13 protein-coding genes are annotated in these 13,950 nt (G+C 39.7%); 5 read left to right on the forward strand and 8 right to left on the reverse strand.

The genetic code is table 11. The features are described from left to right. The first annotated feature begins 29 nt into the window (after positions 1 to 29). Complete coding sequence (mrdA, locus tag NDN11_RS13010; protein ID WP_251109876.1) at positions 30 to 2,069, forward strand: penicillin-binding protein 2; 2,040 nt, start codon at positions 30 to 32, stop codon at positions 2,067 to 2,069. Continuing rightward, positions 2,069 to 2,617: a 16S rRNA (guanine(966)-N(2))-methyltransferase RsmD gene (gene rsmD, locus NDN11_RS13015; protein ID WP_251109877.1), complete on the forward strand. Its 549-nt coding sequence runs from the start codon at positions 2,069 to 2,071 to the stop codon at positions 2,615 to 2,617. The genes mrdA and rsmD overlap by 1 nt, the downstream gene beginning before the upstream one ends. Here rsmD and NDN11_RS13020 read toward each other — a convergent pair. Beyond that, complete coding sequence (locus NDN11_RS13020; protein WP_251109878.1) at positions 2,614 to 3,018, reverse strand: hypothetical protein; 405 nt, start codon at positions 3,016 to 3,018, stop codon at positions 2,614 to 2,616. The genes rsmD and NDN11_RS13020 overlap by 4 nt on opposite strands. Positions 3,019 to 3,318: 300 nt before the next feature. Between NDN11_RS13020 and NDN11_RS13025 the strand changes: the two genes are divergently transcribed. Continuing rightward, positions 3,319 to 3,669 (forward strand): hypothetical protein, encoded by a 351-nt coding sequence (locus NDN11_RS13025; protein ID WP_251109879.1) that lies wholly within the window; start codon positions 3,319 to 3,321, stop codon positions 3,667 to 3,669. Positions 3,670 to 3,710: 41 nt separating this feature from the next. Then, positions 3,711 to 4,349, forward strand: coding sequence for a DUF2238 domain-containing protein (locus NDN11_RS13030; RefSeq protein ID WP_251109880.1), 639 nt, complete (start codon positions 3,711 to 3,713; stop codon positions 4,347 to 4,349). Between the two features lie 24 nt (positions 4,350 to 4,373). Here the strand turns inward: NDN11_RS13030 and blp2 are convergent, their stop codons facing one another. The 6 genes from blp2 to NDN11_RS13060 form a co-directional block, all read right to left on the reverse strand. After that, positions 4,374 to 6,515 carry an Ig-like repeat protein Blp2 gene (gene blp2, locus NDN11_RS13035; RefSeq protein ID WP_251109881.1) on the reverse strand — a complete coding sequence of 714 codons (2,142 nt, stop codon included), beginning with the start codon at positions 6,513 to 6,515 and terminating at the stop codon, positions 4,374 to 4,376. Positions 6,516 to 6,764: 249 nt separating this feature from the next. Then, positions 6,765 to 7,727, reverse strand: coding sequence for a protease SohB (gene sohB, locus NDN11_RS13040; RefSeq protein WP_251109882.1), 963 nt, complete (start codon positions 7,725 to 7,727; stop codon positions 6,765 to 6,767). 148 nt (positions 7,728 to 7,875) lie between these two features. Further along, positions 7,876 to 8,790 carry a phosphate ABC transporter ATP-binding protein PstB gene (pstB, locus tag NDN11_RS13045; RefSeq protein ID WP_065343367.1) on the reverse strand — a complete coding sequence of 305 codons (915 nt, stop codon included), beginning with the start codon at positions 8,788 to 8,790 and terminating at the stop codon, positions 7,876 to 7,878. 14 nt (positions 8,791 to 8,804) lie between these two features. After that, entirely contained in the window at positions 8,805 to 10,199 is a 1,395-nt protein-coding gene (gene pstA / locus NDN11_RS13050; protein ID WP_251109883.1) for a phosphate ABC transporter permease PstA, read from the reverse strand. After that, positions 10,196 to 11,575: a phosphate ABC transporter permease subunit PstC gene (gene pstC / locus NDN11_RS13055; protein WP_167250645.1), complete on the reverse strand. Its 1,380-nt coding sequence runs from the start codon at positions 11,573 to 11,575 to the stop codon at positions 10,196 to 10,198. The genes pstA and pstC overlap by 4 nt, the downstream gene beginning before the upstream one ends. A gap of 99 nt (positions 11,576 to 11,674) precedes the next feature. Next, a complete protein-coding gene (locus NDN11_RS13060) occupies positions 11,675 to 12,706 on the reverse strand; it encodes a substrate-binding domain-containing protein (RefSeq protein WP_004652127.1) in 1,032 nt (343 codons plus the stop codon). A gap of 355 nt (positions 12,707 to 13,061) precedes the next feature. Here NDN11_RS13060 and NDN11_RS13065 point away from each other — a divergent pair, with 355 nt between their 5' ends. Next, complete coding sequence (locus NDN11_RS13065) at positions 13,062 to 13,511, forward strand: SRPBCC family protein (protein ID WP_251109884.1); 450 nt, start codon at positions 13,062 to 13,064, stop codon at positions 13,509 to 13,511. A 49-nt stretch (positions 13,512 to 13,560) separates the two neighbouring features. Here NDN11_RS13065 and NDN11_RS13070 read toward each other — a convergent pair whose 3' ends face one another. Further along, positions 13,561 to 13,749: a hypothetical protein gene (locus NDN11_RS13070; RefSeq protein WP_251109885.1), complete on the reverse strand. Its 189-nt coding sequence runs from the start codon at positions 13,747 to 13,749 to the stop codon at positions 13,561 to 13,563. Positions 13,750 to 13,950 lie beyond the last annotated feature (201 nt).

The raw sequence follows: 13,950 nt of genomic DNA on the forward strand, positions 1-13,950 counted from the left end.
TCTCCATTTTGTAATTAAGTCGACACCCTATGAAACAGCACTTTCCTTTAAAAAATATGCAACAAGAAAAGCGCATTTATAAGGGTCGAATCTTTTTTGCAATCTTTGTCGTGGCTATTTTTCTACTTTTATTGATCTGCCGTTATGCATATTTACAGATCGTTCATTACGATGATTTTACAACAGCATCAGATAAGAACCGTATTCGGTTACAACCCTTAGCCCCCGCTCGTGGATATATCTACGATCGTAACGGTGTGCTATTGGCAGATAACTATCCAGTTTTCACTGCAACACTGAGTCGTGCTGATGTCAGCGATATTGACGAAACCATTACTCGTCTAATTCCGATTTTAAGTTTGACGCAAGATGATGTTGAACGTTTTAAAAGCCGTGTGAAAACCGCACGCAAAACAGAACGCCTCGCGATTAAGCTAAATTTAACTGAAGCCGATATTGCCAAATTCAGTGAAGTCAAATATGCCTTTCCTGGGGTAAAAATTGAAACTCAGATGACCCGTTACTACCCACATGGTGAGTTATTCGCCCATGTGATTGGTTATGTGGGTCGTATTAATGACAAAGAACTCAAATCCATTGATAAGGATTTATATGCAGGGACCAACCTGATTGGTAAAATTGGGGTAGAGAAAAGCTATGAAGACCTATTACATGGTGTACCAGGCTACGAGTCAGTTGAAGCTGATGCACATGGTAATGTACTGCGCAATCTAGGTCGTCAAAACCCTACCCGTGGTAATGACCTGTATCTGTCTATTGATTATGGCCTGCAAACCATTGCAGCAAAACAATTGGCGGATCGTCGTGGGGCAATTGTTGCTATAGACCCTCGCACAGGGGAAATCCTTGCACTGGTCTCTAGTCCAAGTTTCAATCCAAACTTATTTGTTACGGGGATTAGCTCAAAAGATTATAGCGGACTGCGTGATAATCTGGATCAACCGCTTTACAACCGTGCAGTTCAAGGTGCTTACCCTCCTGGCTCGACCATTAAACCGATGTTTGGCTTAGGTGGTATTCATTATGGTCTTGTTGATTGGAGCACCGCGATCTCCGATCCAGGTTATTTCTCACTGCCAGGTGATAGCCATCGTTTCCGTGACCATAAGAAAAGTGGTCATGGCTCAGTCAACATGCATAAAGCGCAAATTGTGTCATGTGATACCTATTTCTACGTCCTGTCTTATCGCATGGGCATTGAAAAAATGAATGACTGGATGCGCCAATTTGGTTTTGGTGAAAAAACAGGGGTCGATTTACCAAGCGAAAGTTCAGGTCTTTATCCAAGCCCAGAATGGAAAATGCGTACTCGTAAATCTAAATGGCTAAAAGGTGAAACTATTTCTGTCAGTATTGGTCAAGGTGCATTTACTGCAACACCATTACAATTGGCTATGGCAACTGCAATCACAGCCAATAAAGGCTCGCATGTCACACCGCATGTACTCAGAGAAAGTAAGGGATCTAAGAAATTTACTGTACATAATGCCCCTGACGGCAAAATCCAGTTTAATGGTACAGAACAAGATTGGACCAATATGCATGATGCGATGGTGGATGTGATTCAATCTGGCACAGGACGTGGCATTAAAGGTGGCTTGCAATATTCAATTGCAGGTAAGACAGGTACAGCTCAAGTCAAAAGTATTGCTCAAGGAAAACGCTATAACGAAGCAGCACTTTCCTCTAGACAGTGGGACCATGGTTTATTCGTTGGTTTTGCACCTGCCGACAATCCTGAGATTGCGATTGCTGTGGTTTGGGAAAATGGTAAACATGGTGGTTCTGCTGCCCAATTGGCACGTCCAATATTTGACTATTGGCTGGTAACTCGTAAAAAGAATCCACTCCGCCCTGCCAGCCATCAAGTCAGTGGTGGCTTAATGACTGCGGGAATTAAACCTGGTGAACTACCAAGCAGCAGTATCTCAACCACAACAACACAGAATGACCAAGCGGCTTCGACACCAGCCACTTCGTCTGCCCCAGCCTCCATGCCTGTTACACCAACAACGGCTGTTCCACCTGCTGATGGAGTCACTGAATAATGAAAAATCAATTACGCATTATTGGCGGTGAATGGAAGCGTCGTACTTTACCCTTTGCCAGTATTGAAGGCTTACGCCCAACCCCTGATCGTGTTCGTGAAACATTATTCAACTGGCTCATGTGGGATATCCAGAATGCACAGGTTCTGGACTTGTGCAGTGGCTCAGGCGCATTGGGATTTGAAGCCCTTTCTCGTGGTGCTGCCAAAGTGGTGATGATTGAGCCTAATCCAACACAGGCACGTTTTTTAAAAGACAATATTCAACTTTTAAAAGCAGAAAATTGCCAACTGTATGTTGCGACCGCACAGCAAACCTTAAAAAAATTAAGCTCAAGCTTTGATGTGATATTTCTTGACCCACCCTATAGTCTTGATTTATGGCAGGAACTAGCTGAACTCTCCGATCCGATGATCGCAAACAATGCTTTTATTTATGTCGAAGCAGATCGAGATTTATCTCAGCTCAGCTTACCCAATACATGGCAGAAAATTAAAGAAACCAAAGCAGGTGTGGTTAGAGCTGGTCTCTATCAAAAAATCAGTTAAAAAATCCGTAACCAGAAAAACCGAATTAACTGCCCTCGATCAAAGGGAAAACTGGATAAATATTCATAGCCAATTCGGTTGGTCCGGTTCAACTGATACATCATTCCATAACCGACTGAAATCGAAAAATCATCTAGCGATAGACTCGTAGTATCGCCTGTCAACATCTTATGGTTGAATTGATTGGTTTGATAAGCTGTATAGTTATAAACACGCCAACGTTCATTTTGAAAAAACTGATTATGTAAAACAGAATACTCTGTTTTCATTTGAGGATAAGCTGCATCAAACATTTGTTCCGTATCTTCATCAGGCACAGAAAAAAAATCATAGTCATCCGCATAAGACCAAACAGATAAGCTGATCAAAAAACAGAATAGACAAAAACGCTTAATGTACATAACAAGATGTGTTGAAGATTTCCCTATTTAGCATACCGTTAAAAATCATTTTTTATCAATCAATTGATACTTGTTATACAAACAAAATATGCTGAAATGTTGCAATACGGCTCAAGTATAAAAATTGACTAGATGAGACCGTGGTCACCTCAGCTAATTCTGCTCATGCGATAAATCACATTATTTTTTTAAATAGCTAAGTGAGGACAAAAAATTTTATCGTGTTAGACATAAATAATTAATTTATAAAATTAATCTTATATACAATAATAGCACTTTTAAAATTCTACTTTATCGATCATGAAACTTTTGTTCCTGCTCATTGCCACTGTGGGCTTATCAGGCTGTATTTTTGGGAAATCTAGTGAGCTAAAGCGCGCTGAAAAACTGCTACAGGGTTTTCAATGTCATAACATTGAATCCAATGAGTTAGCAACTTCTTCTATTTCAAATTTTTATCAACAATCACTGGCAGCGAATAAAGACAAAGCAGCATCTTATATTGAACAATATAAAAACGGTGAAGATCTCTTTGACATCCCACTCGATGAAGTTGTACAACAAAAATATCAATTATATAAACAAGCTTGTCAGGCACTCGGTGGCGTCTCTACAACCAAAGAAACAATCGCTGTAGGAACAACAGAGTAAGACGAATAAAAATTTCCTGACTGTAATACTTAGGATACAGCATGATCGAAAAACAACTGAGTTTAAAACACTATATTGCACTTGCAATTGTTCTTCTTGTGGTGGCTATTGCAAGTATTCAACCACTTGAGTTTGAAGCTTATTTACTACATCAAGCGGGTACAGTATTGATGTTGATCGCACTTATCGTGACGATGAAAAAGATTGGTATTAGTTTTTATAGTTTCTGCCTCTACCTTGCTTTTCTTTTGATTCATATTCTAGGTGCACATTATCTATATTCATATGTTCCATATAATGAGTGGATTGAAAATCTGTTTCATTTTGATCTCAATCAAAGCATGGGCTGGTCTCGCAATATGTATGATCGGCTGGTTCATTTTGCTTATGGTTTACTACTCTATCCCTTCTTTTATCGTTGTTTTCAAGTTTGGTTACCCTCAGCCAAACCATTTACCTTATTCTTACTTGTGATTCAATTTGTGATGGCATCGAGTATGTTCTATGAATTGATCGAGTGGTGGATTGCAATTGGTTTATCACCTGAAGATGCCGAGAACTATAATGGTCAACAAGGTGATATTTGGGATGCTCACAAAGACATGTTCCTCGCTACTGTCGGAGCAATTCTGATCGGTTTCATTCAACTCCTCAAAGAAAAAACGCTTATTCAAAAATAAGCGTTCTTTTGTTCACAATGTCTATTAAATAATAGAGTGCTGCAATACAGTAAGCTGATCTAATGGATCAGCTTTGATACTTTGTGGGTAATCAAGATTGGCTGAATCAGAATTGCCAGAGTTGTTCACTACAGTTGCAATTGTTTGACCTACAAGCAATTGATCTAAAATGCGATCTAATTGATTTGAGGACTGATTTGAAGGTGCTAACAATTCATTTAAATCTGGCTTTTCCATAACGGCAGATTCAGACGTTGGTTCAGCTTGTCGGGTTGGTAAGGTATTCAGATCAATCGCATCTGCCAAAGATGCTTTCACTACAGGCGCGACCACATTAAAGCTAAATGCACTACTCATTTCACTAATATTTCCAGCAGCATCAGTCTGAGTCAACGTAATTTTATGTGTTCCCAACCCTAAATCTTTCGTAATTTCAAAACTCCAGTTTCCATTATCACCTACAGTAACAGTGCCTATAGGTTGCCCATTATCATAAATCGTAAGTACTGCTTTTGCTTCCCCCGTACCTTCTAATTTTGGTTTGCTGTCATCAGTATCGCTACCCGCTGCAATCGCCCCTTTTACTGCTCCAACATCATCTATTACTTTTTGCAAGACTGGACTATTTGGGGCAATCGTATCTTTGGTACCGATTACATCCGTTGCCTCAGAGCGGTTACCTGCCGCATCCACAACATAAACTTTACCGATATTTTTATCAGTCAAAATAGGGTTTATTGGAATGGTAAATTTTCCATTAGCATCTGCTGTACCTGTGCCCAATACTGTCTTTCCATTCGCACTTTTAATTTCTATCTTACTGTTTGCTTCGGCAATCCCCGTAACTGAGTCTCCTGCCGCATTGATTTGAACTAAGGCTTTGTCTGGTGCAATGGTGTCTTTCCCTGCGCTGATCTCAAGTGGTTTGGATTGGTTTCCTGCCGCATCTTCAATAATGATTGAAGCTTTTTTATCTGCGGTTAATGCGGGTGAAAGCGTAATTTGAAATTTGCCTTGCGCATCCGCAGTTCCACTGCCAATCACTTTTCCATCAGCATCTTTTATCTGTACTTTGCTATTAGCTTCAGCCCGACCTTGAATGGAAGTCCCCTCTTTATTTACATCGACCAAAGGTTGGTCAGGTGGCAAAGTATCTTTTCCAGCAATGACTTTAGATGGAGTGGATTTATTCCCTGCTGCATCTTGAGCAATCACTGTTCCTCCCTTGTCACTGGTTAATGCAGGTGAAACTTTAATTGAGTATAGACCTTCTTTATTTGCGGTAACGGTACCAAGTAATTTCCCATCAGCATCGTAAACCGACACTTTAGCATTCGCTTCAGTCTTACCAGAGACAATCGTACCATCAGCATTCAATTGTGCCATTGGTGCATCAGGTGGGGTCACATCTTTATTTCCAACAACTTCACTCTTCGCAGCATTTCCAGCACTATCGATTGCCGTTACCGTAACTTTTTCACCTGCTGGCAAGGGCTGGGGTAATTTAAAGGTGTAATTTCCCTGAGCATCCGCTTGTCCCGTTGCAAGTATTTTCCCTGTTGAATCTTTAATTTCGATTCTAACATTTGCCTCTGTTTTTACAGTGATCATTTGCGAATCATCAGTTGCTATTGTGGCTTTAATTGCAGGTGGGGTTATATCTATTGGCTTGTTATCACTCTTATTTTTATCATCTTTATCGTCATCTTTGACGGCCCACAAATACGTGCCTTCAGCAACTAAAGCAGCTAAACCGACTTTCCATAATTGTGATTTACTAATGCCTAAATCATTCTCCGTAGTTTGAACAGGCATCGCTTGTGTAACTGGCTCGGTATAAGCAAATTGCGCCAGTGAGGTCGCTGATGAATAACCTACAAATTTGCCTGAATCATCAAATTCAGCGATTGCATAGGAACCTTCTGTTTTAGAAATTGCCAAACTATGTTCAGTCAGATTGGCATCACTATAAAAACCACTAACAACAATCTTTTCACCATTTTTTAATGTAATGACAAGATCATTACCTTGCTTGATAATTGATTTAATATCCGCCTGATTTACGCCAATTTGCACGATTGAAGGTTGGTTTAAAACCACACTTTTCAATTGTGCATCTTGTAGAATATTTGAGTTTTTCTTTGAAAAAACAACGACTCTTGTCATTATTATGCTCACTTATCAATTATATTTTTAAGTCATTCTTAGATTAATGAATAATTAAGTAATTCATCTTGCAAATAAAATATCAAATGATCGATATGACTACAATCTCTTCGATCATAAGTTTTGTCATGTTTTTTAATTAACCAAATGTTCAAATATTAATATTATCTAGGATAAAAAGTCATAAATATGAATCAGAAAAAACCAGCCATATAGGCTGGTTTTTAAAAGAGCAATTGAATGAAATACTTAAAATTTAGGATCTCGCATTTGTACCAATGTGCTATTTGCTTTTGCAAGACTATCAGTAATTTTACCCATGACTGCAGGAATCAAACTCTCCGCCATTTGTGCTGCTTGCAAGCCTAATTTTTCACCAAAGGTTGGGCGTTTACGGGTATTAATCACATAAATATCATGCTTTGGTAATAAACTTAATAAGTACTCATCAGAGGTCTGTAACTTATCAACCAAGTTAAGCTGACGTGCATCTTCACCATACCAATGCTCACCTGTTGCCACTTTTGCAACATCTAATTGTGGGCGATATTTTTCAACGAAGTGCTTAAATAGAGAATGGGTTTGTTGCAGCTCTTCTTCAAACTTGGCCTTACCTTCTGGGGTATTTTCACCAAACATCGTCACAGTACGCTTGTATTCACCTGCGGTATAAAGTTCAAAATCGACATTATATTGTTTTAACAAACGATTAAAGTTTGGCACTTGTGCAACGACACCAATCGAACCCACTACAGCAAAAGGTGCAGAAATAATTTCATTGGCAATACACGCCATCATATAACCACCGCTTGCTGCAACTTTATCGACACAGATGGTGACATTAAAGCCTGCATCACGTAAACGCACTAATTGAGCCGCTGCTAGACCATAGCCATGTACCATTCCACCAGGACTTTCTAAACGTACGACCACACGATCATGCCCTGCTTTAGCCGTAGCTAAAATCAGAGTGATCTCTTCACGAATGGTATCGACCGCAGAAGCTTGCACATCACCTTTAAAGTCGAGTACATAGATTTTTTGGTCATTCTTTTTACGAATTTTTGCTTCTTTAGCAAGTTGTTGAAGGAGTTGTAATAATTCCAAACGAGATGCTGTGCTTTGCGCGATTCTTTTTCTTTGTTCATTCACACGCGCGTTGAGATGACTGATACGAATTTCAGCAGGAAACTTAGGTAAATGGAATAACATGAAGTATGTGCTCTATAAGTTCGGCATTATTGTTCTAAGATGTGGTCTGCTCAATAAAAATTCAATAGCGATTTTGCAAAATAGATTCATTTTCATTTATATAAACAAAAAAGAGCCCGAAGGCTCTTATTTTTATTTGATCAAAAAATTAACCAAAACGACCTGTGATATAGGCTTCAGTCAACTGATGATCAGGTTGGGTAAACACTTTTTCAGTCGAGTTTACTTCAATTAAGTCACCCAAATGGAAGTAAGCCGTACGGTCAGAGACACGTGCCGCTTGCTGCATAGAGTGGGTTACGATTGCAATCGTGAACTGCTCAGACAACTCGGAAATTAATTCCTCAATTTTTGCTGTCGCAATTGGATCGAGTGCCGAACATGGTTCATCCATCAAGATCACTTCTGGGCTCACCGCAATGGTACGTGCAATACATAAACGCTGTTGCTGACCACCTGAGAGGCCTGTACCTGGTTGACTCAGACGATCTTTAACTTCATCCCATAAACCTGCTTTACGCAAACTATTTTCCACGATTTCTTCTAAATCATATTTATCACGTGCCAGACCATGTAATTTAGGGCCATAAGCAACATTGTCAAAAATTGATTTCGGGAATGGGTTTGGCTTTTGGAAAACCATGCCGACTTGAGCACGTAGCAATACCACATCAAGGTTTGGATCGTAGATATCTTGATTATCTAAAGTCACTTTACCCGTCACACGACAGCTATCAATGGTGTCATTCATGCGGTTTAAAGTACGCAAGAATGTCGACTTACCACAACCTGATGGACCAATGAATGCAATCACTTCATTCTGGTAAACATCAAGGTCAATTCCTTTGATTGCCTCAGTTTCGCCATAGTAAACATGAACATCCTTAGTACTGATTTTCACTTCACTCGTTTTTGGCTTTTTATTTGAAGAAGCCGTTTCAAACTGAGAGACAAATGCAGTATTTGATTGCTGAACTTGCGCTTCAGATGACGTAAATTCTGTTTGCTGTGGATTCACTGATTTATCCTTTTCTACGGCGTTCATAATATCAATCGTATTCATTGTACTCTCCTCAATTACCAACGCACTTCAAATTTCTTACGGAGCCAAATGGCAAGGCTGTTCAAACCAATCATTAATGCCAGTAAAACAATAATCGCTGCTGCAGTACGTCCTTCAAAGAAGTTACGTAATTCATTACCTTGCCATAAATAAACCTGTACAGGTAATGCAGTCGCTTGATCTAAAGGTGTAGTCGGAACACTAGCAACGAAAGCGCTCATACCGATTAAAAGCAACGGTGCAGTTTCACCCAATGCATGTGCAACCCCGATGATCGCACCTGTCATAATGCCAGGTAATGCCAACGGTAATACATGATGAAAAATGGTTTGTACTTTCGATGCACCTAAACCTAACGCGGCTTGACGAATCGAAGGTGGAACTGCTTTTAACGATGCACGTGTCGTGATAATCACGGTCGGCAATGTCATTAAACTCAGAACCAAACCACCGACTAAGGGTGCTGATAATGGTAGCTGCATCCAAGCAATAAAGATTGCAGCACCCAATAAACCAAATACAATCGAAGGAACCGCGGCCAAGTTGTTAATGTTGACTTCAATAATGTCAGTCATCATGTTTTTTGGTGCAAACTCTTCAAGATAAATTGCACTGGCAACACCGATTGGTATCGAGATCACGATCACGATCATCATCATGAATAATGAACCCATGAATGCGCCTGCTAAACCACTGGTTGCTGGTGAACTACGAGAGTCTGGACTAAAGAACAAGTTGGTATTGAAGGTACTTTTAATAATTCCTTCCGCCTTTAACTGATCTGCAAGTTGGCGTACTTCTGGTTCAAGTTGTTGCTGATCATCAGGCAGACTACGATCAATATTACCCGCTAACCATACATCAACATTGGCATCTGCTAAAAATTTGATCTCTTCTTTGCTTCCAATCAGCGCAGGGTTTTTAAGCACCATATCACGCAAACGGTATGCTTCAGAACTGGTATATAAACTGCTTAGATAATCACGTTGAGACTCTAATGCTTTATTTTTAGCAACGATTCCATTTACGATCAAGGCATCCCAATCCACCATACCCATTTCAGTTTGCCAAGCGACCATGCGCTCTTCGAAGTGAGCTGGGGTTTCACCTGCTGTTTGTTTTGGCTTCGCCCCAACATTGATGATCGCTGGATCAAAAAAAACAGGAACAGTAATACTGCTTTGCCAGAAGGACGGTAGACCTTTTGCCAAAATACTGCCGAACAATAAGGCAACAAATGCGAGAGCGATCACAACCGCTGAGATACCTGCAAAGCGAAACGTTTTTTCCTTACGATGACGCTTGGCCAAAGAACTTTGAATCTTTCTTTTACGCTGCTCACGTTGTTCAGCAGCTACTTGAGGATCCAATAACTTCGGATCCAGAGGAGATGTATTTGATGAACTCATTCGTATTGCTCACGATATTTACGCACGATGTACAGTGCAATAATGTTTAGACCCAAAGTAATCACAAACAAGGTTAAACCAAGGGCAAATGCCACCAGTGCTTGTGGGCTCGCAAAGTCAGTATCCCCTGTTAATTGCTTCACAATCGTGACGGTTACTGTCGAAACTGCTTCAAATGGATTTGCATGCAACAATGGACTGTTCCCTGCTGCAAGCACCACAATCATGGTCTCACCTACGGCACGGGATACGGCAAGCAAAAATGCACCAGTAATCCCTGGTAAGGCAGCTGGCAGAACCACTTGACGAATAGTTTCTGATTTCGTTGCACCTAAGCCCAAAGAACCATCACGTAATGCGCGAGGTACCTGAGTAATGATGTCATCGGATAATGAGGAAACGAATGGGATAATCATAATTCCCATTACAAAACCTGCTGTTAGAGCGCTGGTCGCATTAATATTGATACCAACACTTTCACCCACAATTTTAAAGAATGGGCCAATAACCATTAAAGCGAATACGCCATAAACGATCGTTGGAATCCCCGCCAAAACCTCAATCGCAGGTTTTGCCCAAGAACGTAAACTTGGCGATGCATATTCAGCCAAATAAATCGCGACCAACAAACCAATCGGCACCGCAACCAACAATGCGATACCACTCACCATCAAGGTACCCCAGATTAACGGTAAGATACCGTAACTACCTTCTGCATTTCCTGATGTGCTAAAACCCGGGTTCCATTCAGTACCAAAAAAGAAATCAACTGGGCTCACAAAATGGAAAAAGTGTAGCGCCTCTTTCAACATCGATAAAACAATACCGATTGTTGTCAAGATTGCGACACCTGAACACAGAATCAAAGCAACATTAATGGTTTTTTCGACTTGGTTACGTGCACGGAATTGCTGGCTGACATGGCGTTTTGCCCAAACTAAACCTGCTAATCCTGCACTAATCACCACTGCAAGTTTTGCAAAAGATCCAATCGTTTGGAATTTAGCAAGTTGTTGTGCTGCTGCAACTTCATATGCTGCTGGCTGATCTGTTACCCCAAAACCAGATGCAATCGCTTGTACACGACTGGTTAAAACATCACGACCTGCCGCATCTAAAGTTGAACTCACAGATGCAGGAATATTATTAAAAATAATATGTTGTAAAATACTTGGTTCAACCAAGTTCCAAATAATCAAAATTAAAAAAGCAGGAATACCACACCACAAAGCAACCAACGCCCCATAATATCCTGGACGAGAATGTAGTGCTGCTGAGTTATTTCCCTTACCTGCTAGGTTACGGCTTTTGCTCAGCCCGATTTGATATGCAATTGCCACAAGGGCTAATAACACACCGATAAGTAGCAGATTCATGTAATCTCCACTGTTTTCTCAATTTTCATGATTTGAAAAAACTTAGCTAGACAAAAAGGCTGATGATCCAACGTCTCACCAGCCTCCCTTTTAACAATATTACTTAACTGATTTACCAGCTTTAAAATCAGCTAGGATTTTTGCGCGCTCTTTGTCGCTTAAAGGAATCAAACCAGCTTTTTCTAATTTAGAACCTTTACCAGAAATTTTCTTGTTTAAGAAGAATTCTGTATATTGTGGTAAGCCTTTGATTGATTTCAAGTGCTCGCCTTTCACGTAGAAGAACAATGGACGTGAAACAAGGTAGCTACCATCTAATACCGTTTTCTCAGATGGAGTCACGCCATTTACAGTTGCTACACGTAATTTATCACGGTTTGAATCATAGAAACCTAGACCAAATACACCCACTGCGTTTGGAGAAGTCTTCAAGCGAGCTAAAGTTTCAGTATAGTCACCCGCAATTTCAATCACACGGCCATCTTTACGGAAAGTTGAACATGCTTTCTTTTGATCATCTTTGCTTAAAGCTTTGTAGTAATCAAATGCTTCACAACCAGCATCAACCATTTTCTCTTGGAACACTTCACGCGTACCGTGGTTAGATGCAGGAATAACTAAAGTAATTGGTTCATTTGGTAATGATTTATCAATTTGGTTCCAAGTGGTATATGGGTTTGGAACTAATTTACCATTTGAAGGCAATTGTGCAGATAATGCAGTAAATACATGTACTGGTTTTAATTTATATGCTGCTTTTTTAACGTTTGATGCAAATACGATGCCGTCATAACCGACTTTAATTTCTTGTACTTGGTTTACGCCAGATTTTTTACATGCATCAAGCTCTGTGTCTTTAATTTGACGAGAAGCATTTGCGATGTCGATAGTGTTATCACCTACACCTTGACAGAATTGCTTCAAACCACCACCCGTACCACCTGAACCAACAACGGGTGCTTTGAACTGTGGGAATGTGTTGCCAAACTCTTCAGCAACAATACTTGCAAACGGTAATACAGTAGATGAACCAGCAATTTGAATCGTATCACGAGCTGCATTTGCAGTCGTTGCTACAGTTGCCCCAGATACAGCTAATGCAATTGCGATGTGACGTGGATTTAAGCGCATTCTGTTTTCTCTCATTTATGCAATTTGATTTACAACTCTTTTCTATTTAAGTGTTGTACTTTGGTTAACTGCATTTTGAGCAGATAATATGACAATTAAGTGACAACTTTATGACGCTTTTGTGATGGTCAATTATTCGAGTCATTTTTTAGAAAATTATTGGTCATAAAGTCATATTTTCTGCTGTATTTTTTGCAGCTCGGAACTCGATTACACTAAGAAAATAACTTTTAGATATTGAATTTTATAAAATTTAAAAGCCCCCCGCTGATTCTGCTTAACAAAAAGCTTCTTGGGTAGAGCAACCAGTTTATATATGTTTTATGACAATTCCCTATCGAAAAGAACAGATATAATGCTAAATCCTGTCATCATTGAAACACAAATGCTGATTCGTAAACCGATTCACAGCACTTTTGAAGCATTTATTGATCCAGAAATCACCTCAAAGTTTTGGTTTAGTTCAGCTACAGGAAAGCTAGAACAAGGAAAAACCGTTGAATGGACATGGGAAAAATATCAAGTTTCAGCAAAAGTAAAGGTGACCAAAATCATTTCCAATGAATTGATTCAAATTCAGTGGGGCGAACCGAGCAGTACGGTTGATTTCATCTTTGAAGCTTTAAACGACAACCAAACTTATGTCAGGATTCAGAACTACAACATCCCTTTTCAAGGCGATGAACTGATTTCTTTTATTATTGATAGTACTGGCGGTTTCACAACAGTACTGGATAGCTTAAAAGCCTACTTAGAACATGGTCTAAAACTTAATCTCGTACAGGATAAATTTCCGCCCTTCTAAATAATGAATAAACCTAGGAACTTTTAGGAACTAAATAGCTCTAAACATGTCATACCATTTTCGCAGCAGCCTCTGTCACAATCATGGCATTCTGTCCAAAGCGAGTCTGTAACAGTGGATCAGCTTCAGTTGTCAGTACTGCCGTTGAACTCATAATCGACAGAAACGTAAAAAAATGATGTGGATACGGTAGGTCGGGCATAATAATGCCATAGCGGCTCCAACTACATTGCTGCATACAATGTTCAGGTTTAAGTGCATATTCTGCTGGGAAAGACCAATCTGCCTATATTATTGGTTGATCCAACGCATGATGGAATTGCCTTATAAAGCTTGTTAATGCTGGTCATTGATTACTCATCTTTATTTTTCTCATTTTCTAATAACGATAATTTATTGAAGAAGAACCTAATCTTTGACAAAAATGAGCATTTTTAAA

Source organism: Acinetobacter sp. C26M, assembly GCF_023702675.1.
Taxonomy (GTDB): Bacteria; Pseudomonadota; Gammaproteobacteria; order Pseudomonadales; family Moraxellaceae; genus Acinetobacter.

Coding starts and splice junctions, on each gene's coding strand:
- NDN11_RS13070 (WP_251109885.1), bottom strand. CDS start 13,749: ATGCAGCAATGTAGTTGGAGCCGCTATGGCATTATTATGCCCGACCTA.
- NDN11_RS13025 (WP_251109879.1), top strand. CDS start 3,319: ATGAAACTTTTGTTCCTGCTCATTGCCACTGTGGGCTTATCAGGCTGT.
- NDN11_RS13030 (WP_251109880.1), top strand. CDS start 3,711: ATGATCGAAAAACAACTGAGTTTAAAACACTATATTGCACTTGCAATT.
- NDN11_RS13065 (WP_251109884.1), top strand. CDS start 13,062: ATGCTAAATCCTGTCATCATTGAAACACAAATGCTGATTCGTAAACCG.
- sohB (WP_251109882.1), bottom strand. CDS start 7,727: ATGTTATTCCATTTACCTAAGTTTCCTGCTGAAATTCGTATCAGTCAT.
- pstA (WP_251109883.1), bottom strand. CDS start 10,199: ATGAGTTCATCAAATACATCTCCTCTGGATCCGAAGTTATTGGATCCT.
- NDN11_RS13060 (WP_004652127.1), bottom strand. CDS start 12,706: ATGCGCTTAAATCCACGTCACATCGCAATTGCATTAGCTGTATCTGGG.
- pstB (WP_065343367.1), bottom strand. CDS start 8,790: ATGAATACGATTGATATTATGAACGCCGTAGAAAAGGATAAATCAGTG.
- blp2 (WP_251109881.1), bottom strand. CDS start 6,515: ATGACAAGAGTCGTTGTTTTTTCAAAGAAAAACTCAAATATTCTACAA.
- pstC (WP_167250645.1), bottom strand. CDS start 11,575: ATGAATCTGCTACTTATCGGTGTGTTATTAGCCCTTGTGGCAATTGCA.
- mrdA (WP_251109876.1), top strand. CDS start 30: ATGAAACAGCACTTTCCTTTAAAAAATATGCAACAAGAAAAGCGCATT.
- NDN11_RS13020 (WP_251109878.1), bottom strand. CDS start 3,018: ATGTACATTAAGCGTTTTTGTCTATTCTGTTTTTTGATCAGCTTATCT.
- rsmD (WP_251109877.1), top strand. CDS start 2,069: ATGAAAAATCAATTACGCATTATTGGCGGTGAATGGAAGCGTCGTACT.